This window comes from Desulfomonile tiedjei (assembly GCA_016212925.1).
Classification (GTDB): Bacteria; Desulfobacterota; Desulfomonilia; order Desulfomonilales; family Desulfomonilaceae; genus JACRDF01.
Genome location: JACRDF010000006.1, coordinates 55,517 through 73,753 on the forward strand (window position 1 = coordinate 55,517; position 18,237 = coordinate 73,753).

Consider the following 18,237-nt stretch of genomic DNA (forward strand, 5'->3'; position numbering starts at 1 on the left):
CTGCCCAATTGTTTTGTAGTATTCTAAACCTCGCGATTTATAAAAGCGTCTGACCCTAATCGATCTACCTCTTACCACCATATTGCCACCATCAGGCCTGAGGGGAGGGATCTCCAATGAGCGGTACCCATCTTGCTCACACGGCCAATCAATTCAACAAAGTTGACTGCCTGCGCGACCATCTGACGAATGTGGCAAATCGTGCGGCAGCATTTGCGGCGGTTTTTGACGCATCTGCTGAGACGAGTAACGAAACGTAATCCTAAGTAGTTTCAGGAGGTCTGCGATGAAGGAATACCTGGTAGCGTTGGAAATCTCAGGACCGACTGCCATGTGGACCAGGCCGGACACGGGAGACGCGCCCGTCAGCTATCCGGTTCCAACGTTTGGAGCGGTCAAAGGCATCTTTGAGTCTGTTTTGTGGAGCCAGTGGGCCGAGGTGGTACCAATTAGAGTCGAGATCTGCAGTCCCATCGTGTATCACCCCTACACCACCAACTATGGCGGGCCACTTCGAAAAAGCGGGATTATGAAGACTGGAGATAGCTTCCAGCTATTAGCCACTGTCCTCACAAATGTTTGCTACCGACTCTATGCGGAAGTAAGCTCAGATCCGAACGGATATATGAAGCACGGAAGGCCGGGAAAGCAGATAGGTGGGACGACAAATGGTGCCCATGCGTACCAAGAGGTTTTCGCCCGCCGTCTGAGACGGGGACAGTTTTTCTCCACTCCGTTCATGGGATGGAAAGAATTTACACCGGACTATATTGGGCCATTCCGAGAAAACACTGACGTTTGCCAAGACATAAATCTAGTAATTCCCAGTATGCTTCGCACTTGCTTTCCAGCTGGAAAACGCTCCGAATATGACCCGTTCTATGATCAAGCGGTAAGAATACAGGGAGGAGTCCTACGCTATGTTAAATGAACTGTTGGAGTTGCATTCCAGTATGGATCTGGCAGGAATCCCCAGAGACTCAGGGCATAGGCATTATCAGCCAGCTCCCGAGACCGTGAATTTCTTTATGTTCATCGCCCCTGGAGGCACCGCATCCGGTTTCGAGCCGATCACAGATATCGAAAAAATTCGCTCAATCAGAAAGTATGGAGTTCCCAATACGGGTGTTTCATTCCCCGCATTTAATATGAAGCCTTTGATGATCGCCAGAAGTAGTCGAGCAAAGGACGCTGTGAAGGACATCAAGAAGATGTTTCAATCAAGGAGCCGCGGCGCTGTCGACAAGGCGGCTCTGCCTTCTCGCATCCACTCATTCTGCGATTTGTGCGAACCTCTCTGGACACAGGGCGAAAAAGACAAGATCAGCAAATGCCTGGCATCTGGCGGTTTGCGGGAACAACTTGGTGCGATCCTCGCGCGTGTTCCCAAAGATTTGTCAGCAATTTCCGAGTTAATGAGACGCTCAGCACAGGTCAGGATCGACAAACTGGAACAGTCCCTCAAATATCTCATTATAGATGGGCTGACCAGAAATCTAGATAACGCTGACAGCTTGCTAAACGCCCTCGTTGCGTCATCAACAAACCACAAAGTTCCTATCTTGCTTGAATTGGCGGATCACTCGTCATTTCCATACCCAGCAAACCACCCAAAGGTAAATTCATGGGTTAATGCAATGCTTATGGAACTTTCGCGGAGATCGAAGGTGAAAGAGGTCTCGCGCAAAGAGGATGCATTCGGCTGGCCCATCGCGGATAAGGATCTGAAAACCAAATCGCATCCGATGAGACTTCCCAAGCTTGGAAACGTAATATTGCGAGCCATGAACGAAGAATCTCCGTGTCAGAAAAGATATGGCCGGATAGGCCCCGAGAGCTTTCCTGCGGGAGAGGAAGTTCAGCAAGTAATGGCCGATGCTCTAACGTGGCTAGCGGAAGGAGAGCGGCGGGGAAAGACATGGCAGGATATTTCTAATGTGAGCGGTTATGGTCGAGCCCTGCTATTTGCCTACCCGTCGATATTGCACAAAGGCCCTCCGGAACTGGCCGGGTGGTTCCAGCCCTCTGACCCCGACGGAGTTCGGTTCGAGGCAGCGGCCGCCCGTGTGATACCGGCCCTCCAAGGGCTCTATAATGAAGCTCCGCAGACTGAAGTGCGGATTTTTGCCCTTGCAAAGGCTGATCAAGCCAGAACTAAGGTCCTTGTAAGCAAAAATTATGGTGTTCAGGTTCTTCTTTCTGGTGCACAAGTTTGGCAGCATGGCTGCAAGAATATCCCTCCGATTAAACTGAACGTTGGTTCCAAAGCAAGGCCTTGGCTGATTAAGCCCATTACTCCATTCCCTGCTGAAGTCGTCGAATGTCTCAACGTCAAATGGCTTCAAGGTGGAACGAGAACTGGTCGAGTTCACGGTCTTGGAATCGGGGAAGGGATTGAGCTTTTGCTTGAGAGGGAAGATCTTGCAAGTGGGATAGTAAATCGAGCGCTATCTTTGGCGACGATAAACGGGGCACCGCTTCTCCTCGCCCTAGGACAGGCCGACCATCGCGGTGATGGCACGCTAAACCTCGGAACTCGATACAGGCGACACGCCAGCCTGCTACCATCTTTGTTAGGGCTTCTATTGTATAAACAAAACCTTATGAAAGGAGCGTACATGAACACGGCACCGTTTCTCGTAGGACGACTTCTCGCCTTAGCTGATGTCCTTCACAAGGAGTACTGTGCGCACGTGCGTGAAGGCGGTATCCCACCGCAGTTGCTTGGTAACGCGCTCATGACTTCTGCAATGGAGAACCCTGAAAAGGCGATCGCCAGGCTTGGCGAGCGCTTGATGATTTATCAGGCATGGGCAAACACTGCACGCGGGGAAGGCATCGGCTTGGCCAAATGGGCGGTCAAAGAGATGGGCATTGCCTCAGGTGAACTGGTCAGAGTTAACCTGCTTGACCGGACGAGCGACACTGATAAGGCACAGATGTTGTTGGGATATCTCGCTCGCCTTGACGATAAGGCAAGCGAATGCGCTCAGGATTTAGCGAACGACACAGATCAGGAGGTGCAGAATGAACATGAAAACTGATGGCGGGGAGGCTATCGTTCGAGGCACGGGTCTATTGATAATTGAGGTGATTCGTTCCAATCCCAATGGAGATCCAGATCGGGAAAGCGACCCCCGCCAACGACCTGATCAACGGGGTGAAATCTCTCCCGTATCCTTCAAGCGTAAGCCACGAGACCTCGTAGCAGACAAGAACGGGCCGGTCTGGAAGGGTATCTCGACAAGTTTCAGTCCCCCTCTTGAAGAGGCAGAATTCTGTATTCTAGAAAGCCGGGATAGGGAACGCGAAGCAATCATTCGCGAAATAAAGGGGGACAAGTTCCTACCCAAATATTGGGATGCCAGGGTCTTCGGATGCACTTTCCTGGAAAAAGATAAGGACGATGAAAGTACCAGGAAAAAAGGCAAATTGAATTTCATAAAGACAGGGGTAGTTCAATTTGGCTTGGGCGTCTCGCTGGCCCCAATCCTCATTGAGCGAATGACGAACACCAACATAGCGCCAGTACAGGAGGGGAAGACCCGCGGCATGGCGCCACTGGGCTACCGTATTGTCCAGCATGGCGTATACTGCATGCCTTTCTTTATCAATCCTACTGCCGCGACGAAATCGGGGTGTACGAAGAGAGACATTGACCTGCTTCTTCGAGTAATCCCATATGCCTACACACATACCGCGTCCTATGTTCGGCCATTCGTGGGCATCCGGCACGCCTGGTACATTGAACACAAATCAGCCTTGGGATCTTGTTCTGACTTCGAGCTTATCTCTGCGCTGACTCCCAAAAAGAAGAATGACCCTGAAAGCCCGTCCGCTGCCTGGGAAGAATATGATGTCCCCACGGCCTTGCCAGAAAAGCTGGAAGGCAGAGTAGAACCTTTACGTGATCTCATGAACGAGGATTATCATGGAACCGCTCGCCCATAGCGCACGTCTCGACAAGGGGATACCTGCTCAGCCGTACGCGGAACATGTCTGTCACGTAATGGAATTGGCAGTTCAAAATGCCCGCCAAGCAGCAAGGTATTGGCATGGTGACAAAGACAGATTTGTTGAGGCCGTCCGTCTGGCTGGGGAGTTTCATGACTTGGGAAAGCTGGAAGCAGCGAACCAGGCAGTACTGATGTCAGAATCTCAGCGAGAAGCTTTGCCCGTAAATCACGTGGACGCAGGAGTTGCGCACCTCTTTGATGCTGGCATCAACAATCTGCTGGCGGCTTCTCTTGTTTACGCTCATCACATTGGTCTCCCCGATTTTCAAGATCAGAGCTTGAACGGACCTGGCAGGGTACTCAGAGATGTAAAACCAGGCAAGTTAGGCCGAGCCACAAAGTCAATTACCGACCAAAGGCTTGATGACTACCTGGAATTGCATGGGACGGCTGTTGATGCACTAATTCAGCGACGGGACACGCCATCGCGTGTGGCTCCATCGCCCTTGCCCCCGTTGATATTTCGGATTGCGCTCTCGTGTCTGGTGGACGCAGATCATTCAGATACAGCGGGGCATTATGGAAAAGTCTTGGAACGGGTAGTTCCCCCGCTTCAGCCTGAGCTTCGCCTTGCTCTACTGGATCAGTATGTCGCGCACCTCGAAAAAGCGCAAAAAGACGAACGGAACACACTTCGCGGCGAAGTATACAGGGTCTGCCGTGATGCAGACCCCCATCCACGAATGTTTGCCTGTGACAGTCCGGTGGGCACGGGCAAGACGACGGCTGTTATGGCTCACCTTCTTCAGGCTGCCAGAGCCAAAGGGCTTCGCCGGATTTTCGTGGTTTTACCTTTCACCAACATTATTGATCAGTCGGTGGAGGTATACCGAAAGGCCCTAGTGTCCAAGGGTGAGCGTCCTGAAGATGTCGTAGCTGCGCATCACCACAAGGCAGAATTTGAAGATTTAGAGTCGCGGCATCTTTCCTTTCTTTGGAAGGCGCCCATCGTAATTACCACTGCCGTCCAGTTTTTTGAAACCCTGGCATCCAATCGTCCTGCCAGTCTGCGCAAAGTTCACCAACTCCCAGGTTCGGCCATTTTCATCGATGAAGCCCACGCAGCACTTCCCGCGCATTTATGGCCACAAGCCTGGAGGTGGTTGCGTGAACTGGAATCGCAATGGGGCTGTCATTTTGTTCTGGGCTCCGGCTCGCTTAACCGGTTTTGGAAACTAGAGGAGTTTTCGGAAGAACGCGTGGACCTGCCCGAACTCGTTCATCCTCATGTGAAGGCTAAAGTTAAGACGTATGAAGAACGTCGCGTAACGTATCTGCCCAGATCCGGTTCGCTGAGTGAGGAGGATTTGCTGGACTGGTTGCCGGACATACATGGGCCTCGTCTCTTGATCGTCAACACGGTCCAATCGGCCGCAGTGATTGCCGCAAGTATTGAGGAACGCTCCGGGCGGGAGTCTGTGGAGCATTTGTCAACGTCGCTGTGTCCGCGGGACCGAAAAGCCTCTCTTGCCCGTGTCAGGAGACGGCTCGATGATCAATCGGACACAGATTGGACTCTTGTAGCTACCTCTTGCGTGGAGGCAGGTGTCAATCTGTCATTTCGCAATGGATTGAGAGAACGGTGCAGCCTCAACAGCCTGATTCAAATGGGCGGGCGCGTCAGTCGGGAAGGCGAATTCCTTGATTCGGCAGTATGGGACTTCAAGCTGCAACATGGCAGGCTTCTCAAGGATCATCCGGCCTTTAAAGATTCCGCTCGAATCCTGGGGGAATTGTTCAGGGAAGGAAATGTGTGCGCAGAAGCTTCGACGGAGGCTATGCGGAGGGAGATCCGGCAGGGGGGATTGAGGGACGTTTCCAATGTCATCCTGAAGGCCGAGAGAAATCTACAGTTCCCAATTGTGGCTGAGAAGTTCACCGTGATTGATTCCGACACGGTAACCGTCATTGTGGACTTGGATCTGATTGAAAGCTTGAAAAGTCATGAAAAGGTTGATCCGGACATGATTCAGCGCTCCAGCGTCCAGATCTGGCGCTACAGAGAACACGATTATAACTTGGAATCAGTTCCCGGATTTCGAGGTCTGTACCGTTGGACATTGGGCTATGACGATTTCCTCGGGTACATGGCCGGGGTGCTTCCGATTCTGCGCCACCAACAGCATGGAACAGTCATTTAAGCGACTACTCCGTCGCCGGGGCAGAAAACCATGTTTACCGAAGACGATCTACTACCTTTGTCGGCGCTTCAGCATTTTCTTTTCTGCCCGAGGCGGGCGGCGTTGGTCCTTGTTGAAGGGATTTGGGATGAAAACCGTGCCACCGCTGAGGGGGCTTTGGCGCACGAGCGGGTGCATGAGGCCGAACCCGAATCGCGAGGTGACGTGCGTATCGCTCGGGGGCTTCGAATCCGGTCACTCCGGCTTGGTCTGACGGGCCAGACCGACGTGGTTGAATTCCACAAGCTGCCGGATCACGGCCCTCCAAGCGATAAAGAGGCCGGACTTTCCACAGGAATTGAACTGGACGGGATCGAAGGCTTTTGGAGGCCCTATCCGATCGAATACAAATCCGGAAGGCTCCGGCATGAAAGGGGCTATGAGGTTCAGCTTTGTGCGCAGGCGCTCTGTCTGGAGGAGATGCTGAACGTGAGGATTAATGAGGGTGCTCTTTTCTACGGAAAGACCAAACGACGGCTGGAAATCTCCTTTGACGAGAAACTGCGCACGGAGACAGAGGTCGCCGCGCAAGACCTGCATCGGTTGGTGGACTCCAGGAGCACGCCGAAGGCAAAATATCAGAAGAAATGCCGAGAGTGCTCCTTGTTGGCCGTTTGTATGCCCAAGGTCACCGGGGTCCAAAGAAATGTCGCGGCTTACCTGCAAAAAGCGTTGAATCCAACAGATTGGGAACACCAATGAAGCGACTGCTCAACACCCTTTACGTCACTACTCAGGGGGCCTATCTCTCCAAAGAAGGCGAGACCGTCCTCGTACAGGTGGAAGGCCAGACCAAGCTTCAATTGCCCATCCACACGCTCAGCGGAATAGTGTGCTTCGGCCGTGTCGTTTGCAGCCCGCCTCTGATGCATTTATGCGCGGCACGGAGCGTTGCAATCTCTTTCCTGAGTGAGTATGGGCGGTTCTGGGCAAGGGTCCAAGGCCCGGTTTCTGGAAATGTGTTGCTTCGCCGTGAGCAGTACCGCCGAGCGGACGACGACAAAATGTCGGCCGAGATCGCTAGAACGGTTGTCCTCGCGAAAGTGGCAAACTCCAGGACGGTTCTTCTTCGAGCTGTGCGGGACCATCCCGAAACGACCGACACGGGGTCGTTAGACAATACCGCGCGTGAGCTTGCGCGCATAGCTGAGGGCCTGAGCAAGCCGGCCGGGCTTGATACCGTGCGAGGGCTGGAAGGAGACGCGGCCCGGAAGTACTTTGAGGTCTTCGATCATCTTATCGTTGCCCAGAAGGAGGATTTCTTCTTTCGGGAACGGAGCCGACGGCCACCGCTGGACAACATGAACGCTCTTCTCTCGTTCCTGTACACGCTCTTGACTCATGACGTGGCGTCCAGCCTGGAGGCGGTGGGATTGGACTCGGCTGTGGGCTATTTGCATCGGGATAGACCTGGGCGACCGGGTCTGGCCCTGGATCTCATGGAAGAGTTCCGACCCTTCTTTGCGGATCGGCTCGCACTGTCACTGGTTAACCGCCAACAGGTTAAAGGGAAGGGATTCAAGAAGACCGAGACAGGAGCGGTCATGATGGATGACGAGACGCGTAAGACAGTGCTTGTGGCCTATCAGAAGCGCAAACAGGAAGACCTGAGGCACCCCTTTCTAGAGGAGCAAATAGCAGTGGGCCTTTTGCCGCACGCACAGGCAATGCTTTTTGCCCGTTACCTTCGGGGAGACATCGACGGATACCCGCCGTTCTTTTGGAGGTGATCGGATCATGTTGATTTTAGTCACATACGACGTAAGCACCGAGACCCCGGAAGGCAAAAAGAGACTGCGTCGCGTCGCCAAGATCTGTACGAACCTTGGACAACGGGTCCAAAAGTCGGTCTTCGAGTGTCTCTTGGAGCCCGCCCAGTGGGCGGTTTTGCGACAGCGCTTGATCGACGCAGTTGACCAGGAGACAGACAGCTTGCGGTTTTACTTTCTCGGAAAAAACTGGAAGCTGCGGGTGGAACATGTGGGCGCAAAGGAGTCGTACGATCCGCAGGGATCACTAATCGTCTGATCGGTCTATTTGCGAACCCCAAACTCCCAGGAAATTCCAGGGAGGTTCGCAGTTGTTGTAACGTCCTGGAATAATGATGGTTATCTGCCGATGGGAGGCCGGCTTAACCCATGACTAAGCGTGAGGGAACCATGGTTCGCAAAAATGTGCCTTGTAGGGACCGCTGAATCAAGGTTTCTCCCTCTCGCTATCGCCCCTCGCGCAGGGGCGTGGATTGAAACGCGGGTCGCCGATAGCGTTGACAACAAGGTGTGCTCATCGCCCCTCGCGCAGGGGCGTGGATTGAAACAACTGGACCAGAAAGCCGTTTCCTACGCCGGTTGATCGCCCCTCGCGCAGGGGCGTGGATTGAAACAATGGTGCGGTGAAGCTCACCACTGCGGCCACAGATCGCCCCTCGCGCAGGGGCGTGGATTGAAACCCTTTTGTATTGCTCCCGCCGCGCTAGCTTTGCGATCGCCCCTCGCGCAGGGGCGTGGATTGAAACCTACGGCCAGTATCAGATTGCGGAATACCTGGTCGATCGCCCCTCGCGCAGGGGCGTGGATTGAAACACCGTGATGGCTGAAGTAAAACTTTATCGAGGCATATCGCCCCTCGCGCAGGGGCGTGGATTGAAACCGCAAATCTCCAGTCAGGAAGCTCATGCCTTCAATCGCCCCTCGCGCAGGGGCGTGGATTGAAACCACGTAATCCAGCCAGTCTTGCATTTCACTTTTATCGCCCCTCGCGCAGGGGCGTGGATTGAAACTCGCAACCCCAACTAATCATGACCCTTCCTCCCTATCGCCCCTCGCGCAGGGGCGTGGATTGAAACTCGACATTCACGGTCGGCGGTCCGGCCGCAGCAGATCGCCCCTCGCGCAGGGGCGTGGATTGAAACTGTGTAGTATGGCTCTTGACCGAGATGCTACGTGATCGCCCCTCGCGCAGGGGCGTGGATTGAAACACAACGATGGTGTCCTGGCCGTCTTCCGCGCCCTATCGCCCCTCGCGCAGGGGCGTGGATTGAAACTCGAACTCTTCCTGACTCATCCGGTTATTCGGATATCGCCCCTCGCGCAGGGGCGTGGATTGAAACCTCCTTACTGCCCCACTTTGTTAGAGTTTTTGGGATCGCCCCTCGCGCAGGGGCGTGGATTGAAACCGTTGATTCCCTCCAGGTGCTTTCTCAACCCTGATCGCCCCTCGCGCAGGGGCGTGGATTGAAACTCCATAGTGACGACAGCAATGGCCCTGGAGCAGCATCGCCCCTCGCGCAGGGGCGTGGATTGAAACCGCTTCAGCGATGAACATCCCGCGAATGGCCGAATCGCCCCTCGCGCAGGGGCGTGGATTGAAACCGCTTCAGCGATGAACATCCCGCGAATGGCCGAATCGCCCCTCGCGCAGGGGCGTGGATTGAAACCAACTTGTGCAACAGCCTGCCGCGGTTTAGAATTATATCGATTGCTCAAATTTAAGAGGGGGAAAATTGCTATGCTGAAATCAATACTCATTGCGGCAATAGTGGCGGCGGCGTTTGTCGCGACAAATATTATGGTGGATGCCGCAGATAGTACGTCAGACCCGAAAAGCCGGTCCGTGATAGCCGAGAACCTTCCCACGGCACACACTGTGGGAAAGATAGAACCGGTAGCCGTGTTCGACGGACCAATGCCGACCGGTGTAACCGTATCACATGACGGCAGGATCTTCGTGAACTTTCCGCGGTGGGGAGACAAGGTGCCGTACACCGTTGCGGAGCTGCAATGCGAGACAGTTCCATACCCCAACGCAGATTTCAACAAACCGAACGCGGAGCGCCCATACGAATCTCTAATATCAGTGCAGAGCGTGGTGGTTGATCCCAAGAACCGACTCTGGCTCCTGGACACGGGTCGGATAGAATTCGGGCCTCCCAAGCTCGGGGGCCCCAAATTGGTCGGTGTCGATCTGGCCACCAATCAAGTCTTCAAGATCATCGTGTTTACGCCTGACGTGGCAATGCCCACCACCTACCTCAATGACATGCGTTTCGATCTGCGCCGAGGCAAGGAAGGCATGGCTTTCATAACCGATTCTTCTAGCGAAACCCCCGGCATCATAGTTGTCGACCTGGCGACCGGCCAGAGTTGGCGCCGGCTCACGAATCATGAGTCGACGAGGCCGTTTCACTCCTTTTTCCCGCTGGTGGAGGGCAGGCCGTGGATGGTGCGCCCTCCCAACGGAAAACCTTCGCTGGTGCTGGTGGGAGCAGACGGGATAGCCATCGGCAATGACGGGAAGAGACTATTCTATAGCCCGCTCTCCAGTTGGAGTCTGTACAGCGTCAGCACCGACGCGCTGGCTGATCAGTCTCTGACCGAAGATAAGGTCGCTGCAACGGTTAAAGAAGAAGGTGAAAAGGGGGTCGCGTCAGATGGCCTGGAATCCGACTCGAAAGGGAATCTTTACGTGACCAGCTTCGACCAAGGCGCGATACTGCGACGATCTCCGGATGGTTCATACGAAACGCTGGTGTTCGATCCTCGAGTGCTGTGGCCTGACACCTTGTCCGTGGCCGGCGACGGGTACCTCTATTTCATTGTGAACCAGCTACACCGGCAGGCCCGCTTTAACCGCGGAAAGGACCTCCGTGAAAAGCCGTACGTGCTCTACCGGGTCAAAATCGACGCCAAACCGGTTATGTTGAAGTAGGTGCGGGGAAGAGGAGGAGAGGAACATTGCAGGGGGAACCTTTTCTGAAGAAAAGGTCCCCCTGCACCCCCTCCAAAAGACTTTATTATCAACTTGCAAGTTAGGTCCGGTGTCTAATGGCGGGCTTTGGCTGCCGGGACACGGGCCGGTGCCTTCGCTGGCCTGTAAAAAGCTGCATGGTCTTACCGCCCTCAATTCTGATTCCCGACGATACGTCTCCCGACCGCGCGGACAAAGTCCTGTCCGAGTGCCTCTCCGGCAGGGCAAGCCGATCCTCACTGGCCCGGCTCATGAAGAAAGGGCTCGTGATCCGGGATGGTGTGCCGGTACGCGCGTCAACCGTTCTGAGTCCCGGAGATCGGGTGGAGTTGGTCTCGACGGAAGCTGAAACCCCGCCGGCTAAAGCACCGGAAATTTCGCAAGCGCCAATCCTGTTTGAAGACGACGACATCATAGTCGTAGACAAGCCCCCTGGGCTGGTAGTCCATCCTGGAGCGGGCCGAGACTCAGGTACGTTAATGGACGCTCTCCTGCAAACCAGGCCTGACATGATCGGCGTTGGAGAGCCCGGACGGTGGGGAGTGGTCCACCGGCTGGACCGAGACACTTCCGGTGTGATGGTCCTAGCGAAGAACGTTGCTGCTCATGCTTCGCTTTCCGCTCAATTCAAAGCTCACTCTATCCGACGCGTCTATTTGGCCTTGGTACGAGGCAATCCCGGCAAAGACGAAGGAATAATTGACGCTCCTTTGGGCCGACACCCGAAAGACAGGAAGAGAATTTCCACCACGACCTCCAAACCACGGCGGGCCGTCACGAGGTGGGAAGTCCTCCAACTATGCTCAGGATATGCGCTCCTGGAGGTAACGCCGGAAACGGGACGAACCCATCAGATCCGCGTCCATCTGGCATCCGCGGGCCTTCCGGTGGCAGGAGATCCGGTTTATGGTAAGCCCCGGAGGAGAGGGGGTTCATCAGGCCCCGCAGTGCGAAGCCTGGAAAGCGTCCTGAAACGCCAGGGGCTCCACGCCGCGATTCTAGGGTTTGAGCACCCGAGGACTCACGAGTACGTAGAGTTCTCTTCGCTCTTAGCGGCTGACATCGCTGCCGCAATCCGGATTGTGGGGTGCGAGGATAATTGATGCCGATTGCTGGACGATCTACACGGCGGCGAGCGTGCTAGTGATGGGCGTTTGGAGGCCCATTTCCTCATAGTGAACGTGGCGCAAAAAAGAAACCCCCGATTTGACGGCTTCGGGGGCGCAAACTAAAAGGAAAAAGCTCCTAATGTGGCAGGCTGATTTTGCTACTTTTGATCGAAGTAAGTCAAGTACTTTTATGTCTGGAACTCAGGCTATAGTTCATTTCCGGGAACCGCCGGCGTGTCCAAAACGAAGTCTCAACACATAATGTGTACTCGGGATTGTAACTATACATCGCTAGAATTCAATTAGGAAATAATTCTCAGTTGGGGGCAAAACTAGGGAACCAAAGAACCGAAATCCACATCCCTGAATTCATAAAGCCTCGCGATCTCTTTTCCGGTGAAAAAACGACGCGCAGACTTTTTTCTTCAAAGTTATCCTAGTACCGGCTGGGGATTTGATTTCTCAGAAAGACCGTGACGGCCCAGCAAATACCGCCCCGTTTAGGGCCCGGTCAAGCGGGATGCCCCGTGCCTCAAGGCAAGATCTTTACAGGGGTTCCCACATTAACCATTTGATACAATTCCTGAGCGTCCGCGGGAAACATGTGTATGCAGCCGTAAGACTTCTTCAGCATTCCTTCTTCATGTCTTTTATCCGCATGAATGTGGATGCACTCACCGGTGAAGCCGCGCTGCCTGTCTTTGACATTGGGATAGTTGATGCTAAGAACCGTGGCCTCATCTCCACCATACGGCTCTGACCACAGCTTCTCCAGCGCGGGCCCGGTGGAAGCATCGACAAAGGCATTTCCCTTGCACCAACTCCGGTTGTCCACTATCCGATGGCCTTTGCCCGAAGTGCGCGAAGCCATCCAGGAGACCTCGTAGTCGCCGACGGGCGTACGGTGGTCGCCGCCGCGTTGCTTACCAACTCCTCCCTTGCCGACTCCAATGGGGTACTCTCGGATCAACTCGGCATGCCGCCATAATTGGAGAATCCCATCGGAGCAGTGTATGGCAATACGATATTCCGCTTGTTTGGGCTGAGGATCTTGAGAGGGTTCGGCATGCGGACAAACCGGGACCGCCAGAAAAAGGAAGCAAAGCGCTGCTGTGCCGAGCGCCCGAAGCCCTTGAAGGTCATGTTCCATTTTTTCTCAATAACTGGTATTAGCGATGCCAGGATCGTTCACAACGACCGGGTCCGTCATTGTGTATCATAACGTACTGTTACGGTCATGAATAATCTACAATCAGCCTTCAAGTCCGTTGCGGAGTTCAAAGCAAGAATGCCGACTCGTGTCAAGTGGCCTTTGGCGGTATTTGCCGTCGTGTTGGGGCTGGTTGCAGGATCGGCATCCTTCTTAAGCGCGGCCGATTCGTCCCCAGTCCCGCGGGAAAACACTCCCGAGGCCGTCTTGGAGGCCGCGGACCGGGCCTACAACGAGAGCAGGTTTCAGGAAGCCATCAGGCTTTACACCCAGATCACAAAGATCGTGGCCCCGGCCGGGCGTGCTTTCGTCGGAAGAGGCATGGCCCATGAAATGACGAACCAACCAGATAAGGCGGTGGAAGACTATAAGAAAGCCCTCGAAGCGGATCCGGACAACTACATAGCCATGGAAAACATCGCAGGGATATGGGAACGCAACGGAAAGAACATTCCCGAAGCGATCGAACTCTATAGGAGAGCCTTGAACCTGGACCCTCGGCCCGCCTGGCGGGAAAACCTGGCAGTGTGGATCGGAATTCTGGAAACTCGCCTGAGATCGGAGGGATCGTCCGCGGTGGCTTGTTGGCACAAAGGCAACGACAAGGTCCTCAAGGGAGATCTCGCTTCCGCGAAAACGGCTTATTCCAAGGCAATTGCCCTGAATCCGGCCATGTTTCAAGCCTACTACAGCAGGGGCCTGGTTCGGGTGAAGAATGGCGACCTGACAGGGGCGTTGAAAGACTTCGGTGAGACGATTCGGCTCTCTCCAACTCTTAGGGGCTGTCTGGTTCAGAGAGGGCTTGTCTGGGAACAGTTGGGGAACAAGCAAGCAGCGCTGGAGGACTTCAAGCGGGCCGCGGAGCTGGACCCGCGAGATCCCCAAGCCTTCTATCAGTTAGGGAGAACCTTGGAGACGGAAGGCAACCTGGAAGAAGCTTTACAATCCTACCGGGCCGCTATGGCGCTCAAGCCCAAGCCGGATTTGTTGAAACTCTTGCTGGAGAGGACCGCGGCCGCTTCTGCCACAACGACAACGAATGGGAAGAGGCATCCGGTTGGGTCAAAAAAATCGAAAGGGTTGTGGTGACAGGATCGTTTTGGTCGTGACAAAAAGGGCTCCGCTGTTGCGAAAATCTCGGAGGCTTAATGCCCATGTAGGCACTGCTTGCCGGGATTTGCCGACAAATATTGACTTCGGCGGACTAAACTTGTAGATTTAATCGTTGTGGAGGGCGTAGCTCAGTTGGCAGAGCACAGGGTTGTGGCCTCTGTGGCCGTGGGTTCGAGTCCCACCGCTCTCCCCACCGTTTAAAATGTGCCTCGAAAAGTCTGCTTATTGCGCCCGTAGCTCAGTTGGATAGAGCGCCGGACTTCGAATCCGTAGGTCGCAGGTTCAAGTCCTGCCGGGCGTGCCAAAAAGCCAAGAGTGGCCGACTAGTTGGCGTATGCCGGCTAGTCGGCTTCTTCTTTCTGAGGATGCCCGGACCCGCAGCGGCCCATGCTTGCCGCGGCGGGGCCAGGCAAAGAGACAATAGCATACGAGGATAGGAAGCATTTCTTTTTCGGAGTATAATTCCCGGATGGGCGCCGCCCGGTTACTCTGATCGAAGAGAGCAGAGTACGACCTTGCAAGCGGGTAGCCGGGAACCCGTTTGACGCTACAATTATCTTAGGTCTCACAGGTGTTACGGAGAACGAAATGTCCAAGCCCAAAGCAAAGACAAACAAACACGTGAAGTCACCTTCCCCAGGGAAAAGGCCGAGGAAAGACATTATGATACGCCTCCCCCTGGGGGTCGCTGTGCTTAGAGATCCTGCCTTTAACAAGGGTTCGGCTTTTACCAAAGAAGAACGTGATGCACTGGGCATTCGAGGTCTCCTGCCTCCGCGAGTCCATTCCATTGAGGAACAGCTGGTTAGAGTCCTTGGAAACGTCAGGAGGAAGTCCAACGATCTGGACAAGTATATCTTTCTCGCGGGCCTTCAGGATCGCAACATGACCCTTTTTTTTCGGCTCCTCCTTGAAAACCTGGAAGAACTGATGCCAATCGTTTATACCCCCACTGTGGGACAAGCATGTTTGCAGTACAGCTATATCCTGCGCAGACCCCATGGGATCTTTATTACGTCAAATGACAGGGGTAGGGTCTTGGATCTTCTGCACAATGCGCGCGTTCAGGACATTCGCATCATTGTGGTTACCGATGGCGAGCGCATTCTCGGGCTCGGAGATATCGGGGCGGACGGCATGGGCATACCGGCGGGAAAGCTTTCTCTGTATACCGCCTGCGGAGGGATTCACCCGTTTCAGGGCTTGCCGGTAACCATTGACGTAGGGACGGAGAATGAGGACCTGCTCAACGATCCACTATATATTGGACTCAAACAACCCCGCGTGCGTGGAGACGCTTATGACGAGTTGATGGAAGAGTTCATAGCCGCGGTGCAAGAAGTTTTTCCAGGTGCGCTGATACAATTCGAAGATTTCGCCAATCGCAATGCATTTCGACTCCTGCAAAAATACCAGAATGAGATCTGCTGTTTTAATGATGATATTCAGGGAACGGCTGCCGTGACTTTGGCCGGACTTTATTCAGCTACGCGCATAATGGGCGGAAAGCTCAAGGATCACAGATTCTTGTTTCTTGGCGCAGGAGAGGCTGGAATCGGCAGCGGCAATCTGGTGGTCTCGGCGCTGGTTGCCGGGGGACTCACGGAGCAGGAAGCACGGGAGCGATGCTGGTTCGTCGATTCCAAGGGCCTCGTCGTGAAATCTCGCACTGATCTGGGCGAGCGAAAGCTACCCTATGCCCATGATCACGAATTCATCCCCGATTTCCTGGGTTGCGTGAAGTCTCTCAAGCCCACGGCAATTATTGGAGTGTCCGGAAAGCCTCATATGTTCTCTCGAGAGGTCCTGGAAGCCATGGCCGAGTTCAACGAGCGGCCCATTGTTTTTCCCCTTTCCAATCCGACTTCCAAGACCGAATGCACGGCAGAAGAGGCTTACACGTGGACTGACGGCCGTGCGATTTTTGCCAGCGGCAGCCCTTTCGAACGTGTAACTGCTCACGGCAACACCTTTGTGCCGAGTCAAGGGAACAATGTCTACATCTTTCCCGGCGTCGGGTTGGGTGTCGTTGCATCGGCCGCGACACGCGTAACCGACGAGATGTTCCTGGTTGCCGCACGGACCCTGGCCCAACAGGTGTCTTACGCGGATCTATCGCAAGGCCGCGTGTATCCGCCTCTGCCCAAGATCAGGGATATCTCCGCTGCGATTGCCGTCGAGGTGGCCGACGTGGCGTACAAGCGAGGGCTGGCACGGAATTCGAGACCCGACGATTTAGCCTCCCATATCAAGTCGGTCATGTATTACCCCGAATACCAGCGTTTCGCGTGACCCTCAAGATTTCCGGCAAGTCAAACGCCGTTTCAAACACCTTCTTCGCTTCCGCGGCCATGGGTGAACATCGCTCTGGCTCTCCGAAGCGGGTGCCACTGCTGGCTTGCCCGGCAGTGGCACCCAGTCAATGATCCTCACTTGTTCACTGCTCAATGAAAAAACGCAGAACTCCCGGGAAACAAAACGGCTCATGGCTTTTGTGTTAAGGACTTGCACTAGACCTGTCCTCTGATACTAATTCGCTTTCATACGATTAACATTGAGAGACCGGCTTGACCCAATGTCGAATCTTTGAACGTTCATTGGTTTAGTTATTTGGGACCTTTGGCGCTTGGTCTGGTCTCGTAGCGGCCGGCGTCCCTGCCGGCCATTGCTAAAGTCACTTCTTTGAAAGCGCGTCGGTATGACATGCGGTTCCCGATTCCTTTTTCCCCTAACAGGAAAGAACTTGATTCTTTAGGTCCGGGCCGACTATACTTAACGTTAACGTAAAGGTTAGGTTGGGCCGTATGACTCGACATCCCTCTGGCAAAGACACGAAAGCAGAACTGTATTCCATCTCCGAACTGGCAGCGGAGTTCGACATCAGCCCCCGTTCCATCAGATTCTACGAGGAGAAGGGACTGGTCTCGCCGCAGCGCACCCGCGGGAATCAACGAATCTACACGAGGCGCGATCGCGCTCGGCTCAAACTTGTTCTGCGAGGAAAAAGGTTCGGTTATTCCCTGGATGAGATAGCAGAGATGATCGGTATGACCGATGCCGATATCAGTGAAGTCACGCAGATACAAAGGTCACTTGCATACGGCGAAAAGAAGCTCAAAGAAATTCGAGAGCGTATCGAAGAACTAGAACTCTTGGAACAGGATATGCTCAGTGTCCGGGAGAAGCTCTTAAAGCGCCTCCATGAACTAGCGGATAGGTGAACAACATCTCACAACTGTTGCGAACGCAGCAAGGGGAGGGGAGCACATGAATACCCAGGATGACTTGCAGCCGGGGCTTAGGCAACAAGCCGTCGAGGTCTTGAACCGCCTCACTCCGTCGGAACGCGAAGCGCTGCTGATCAAATGCTGGATGTCCCACGACGCGCGGTGGTTCATGGCTGTGGCGAGTGAGTTTGGCATGGAGGTGACTAATCGACTGAATCAAATTGCAGCCCATGAACTGGGAAAAGCGGAGTGCAAACGGGTTGTTAGGGCCCTACAACTGCCGGCGGTCGCCGGCGCGGATGCAATTCTGTTGATTCAGGAGGTCATGATCGGTCTGTTGGGTCCGAACCTACTCGATTATCGCGTGACCAAGGTTGGCGATAGCTCGTACCAGGTTCACGTCCAAAGATGCTTTTCTTACGAGAACGCAACGCGGGCTGGCGTGGCGCAATACATGACGTGCGGCATCTTCGCGAGGGTAACGGGCTGGTTTGAAGGACTGGGCGTACCCTATACCATTGAGCCGCAATTAGGAGCGTGCTTCAAGGCCAAGGGCGAGGAATGCGTCTATACATTGAGTTTGGACCCAAGCCAACCGGTCAATTGACAGTTTGCGCTCAAATCCAAGGAGGAGAC

The 18,237-nt window shown here is 54.4% G+C and carries 15 protein-coding genes, 2 tRNA genes and 1 CRISPR repeat array; of the genes, 16 read left to right on the plus strand and 1 reads right to left on the minus strand.

All coding sequences use genetic code 11. The features are described 5' to 3' along the window. The first annotated feature begins 116 nt into the window (after positions 1 to 116). The 10 genes from HY913_02815 to HY913_02860 all read left to right on the plus strand — a co-directional run bounded on the left by HY913_02815 (position 117) and on the right by HY913_02860 (position 12,045). Positions 117 to 260: a hypothetical protein gene (locus tag HY913_02815; protein MBI4962186.1), complete on the plus strand. Its 144-nt coding sequence runs from the start codon at positions 117 to 119 to the stop codon at positions 258 to 260. Between the two features lie 26 nt (positions 261 to 286). Then, the gene (cas5, locus tag HY913_02820) at positions 287 to 931 is read left to right on the plus strand and encodes a CRISPR-associated protein Cas5 (protein ID MBI4962187.1); all 645 of its coding nucleotides are present in this window, start codon (positions 287 to 289) and stop codon (positions 929 to 931) included. After that, positions 921 to 3,044, plus strand: coding sequence for a hypothetical protein (locus tag HY913_02825; protein MBI4962188.1), 2,124 nt, complete (start codon positions 921 to 923; stop codon positions 3,042 to 3,044). Before cas5 ends, HY913_02825 begins: the two co-directional genes overlap by 11 nt. Next, positions 3,034 to 3,951, plus strand: coding sequence for a type I CRISPR-associated protein Cas7 (locus HY913_02830; protein ID MBI4962189.1), 918 nt, complete (start codon positions 3,034 to 3,036; stop codon positions 3,949 to 3,951). The genes HY913_02825 and HY913_02830 overlap by 11 nt, the downstream gene beginning before the upstream one ends. Next, complete coding sequence (locus tag HY913_02835; protein ID MBI4962190.1) at positions 3,932 to 6,157, plus strand: DEAD/DEAH box helicase; 2,226 nt, start codon at positions 3,932 to 3,934, stop codon at positions 6,155 to 6,157. The genes HY913_02830 and HY913_02835 overlap by 20 nt, the downstream gene beginning before the upstream one ends. 30 nt (positions 6,158 to 6,187) lie before the next feature. Then, positions 6,188 to 6,898: a CRISPR-associated protein Cas4 gene (cas4, locus tag HY913_02840; GenBank protein MBI4962191.1), complete on the plus strand. Its 711-nt coding sequence runs from the start codon at positions 6,188 to 6,190 to the stop codon at positions 6,896 to 6,898. Beyond that, entirely contained in the window at positions 6,895 to 7,926 is a 1,032-nt protein-coding gene (gene cas1c / locus HY913_02845) for a type I-C CRISPR-associated endonuclease Cas1 (GenBank protein ID MBI4962192.1), read from the plus strand. The genes cas4 and cas1c overlap by 4 nt, the downstream gene beginning before the upstream one ends. A 7-nt stretch (positions 7,927 to 7,933) precedes the next feature. Then, on the plus strand, positions 7,934 to 8,224 hold the full coding sequence (gene cas2, locus HY913_02850) for a CRISPR-associated endonuclease Cas2 (GenBank protein MBI4962193.1): 291 nt from the start codon (positions 7,934 to 7,936) through the stop codon (positions 8,222 to 8,224). Between the two features lie 189 nt (positions 8,225 to 8,413). Next, positions 8,414 to 9,632: direct repeats of the CRISPR family, unit length 32 nt; unit sequence ATCGCCCCTCGCGCAGGGGCGTGGATTGAAAC. A gap of 131 nt (positions 9,633 to 9,763) precedes the next feature. Further along, positions 9,764 to 10,903, plus strand: a complete 1,140-nt coding sequence (locus HY913_02855; GenBank protein MBI4962194.1) for a gluconolaconase — start codon at positions 9,764 to 9,766, stop codon at positions 10,901 to 10,903. 176 nt (positions 10,904 to 11,079) lie between these two features. Continuing rightward, on the plus strand, positions 11,080 to 12,045 hold the full coding sequence (locus HY913_02860; protein ID MBI4962195.1) for an RluA family pseudouridine synthase: 966 nt from the start codon (positions 11,080 to 11,082) through the stop codon (positions 12,043 to 12,045). 538 nt (positions 12,046 to 12,583) lie between these two features. Here HY913_02860 and HY913_02865 read toward each other — a convergent pair. After that, positions 12,584 to 13,201 (minus strand): L,D-transpeptidase, encoded by a 618-nt coding sequence (locus HY913_02865; protein ID MBI4962196.1) that lies wholly within the window; start codon positions 13,199 to 13,201, stop codon positions 12,584 to 12,586. Between the two features lie 138 nt (positions 13,202 to 13,339). On the opposite strand from HY913_02865, the gene HY913_02870 reads away from it, so the two are divergent. The 6 genes from HY913_02870 (at position 13,340) to HY913_02895 (ending at position 18,208) form a co-directional block, all read left to right on the plus strand. Next, positions 13,340 to 14,350, plus strand: coding sequence for a tetratricopeptide repeat protein (locus HY913_02870; GenBank protein ID MBI4962197.1), 1,011 nt, complete (start codon positions 13,340 to 13,342; stop codon positions 14,348 to 14,350). Between the two features lie 141 nt (positions 14,351 to 14,491). Further along, positions 14,492 to 14,567: transfer RNA gene (locus HY913_02875), tRNA-His, on the plus strand. A 34-nt stretch (positions 14,568 to 14,601) separates the two neighbouring features. Beyond that, positions 14,602 to 14,678 (plus strand) — tRNA-Arg (locus HY913_02880). 359 nt (positions 14,679 to 15,037) lie between these two features. Continuing rightward, a complete protein-coding gene (locus HY913_02885) occupies positions 15,038 to 16,666 on the plus strand; it encodes an NAD-dependent malic enzyme (protein MBI4962198.1) in 1,629 nt (542 codons plus the stop codon). A gap of 512 nt (positions 16,667 to 17,178) precedes the next feature. Continuing rightward, a complete protein-coding gene (locus HY913_02890) occupies positions 17,179 to 17,595 on the plus strand; it encodes a MerR family DNA-binding transcriptional regulator (protein ID MBI4962199.1) in 417 nt (138 codons plus the stop codon). A gap of 46 nt (positions 17,596 to 17,641) precedes the next feature. Next, positions 17,642 to 18,208, plus strand: a complete 567-nt coding sequence (locus HY913_02895; GenBank protein ID MBI4962200.1) for a hypothetical protein — start codon at positions 17,642 to 17,644, stop codon at positions 18,206 to 18,208. Positions 18,209 to 18,237: the final 29 nt, after the last annotated feature.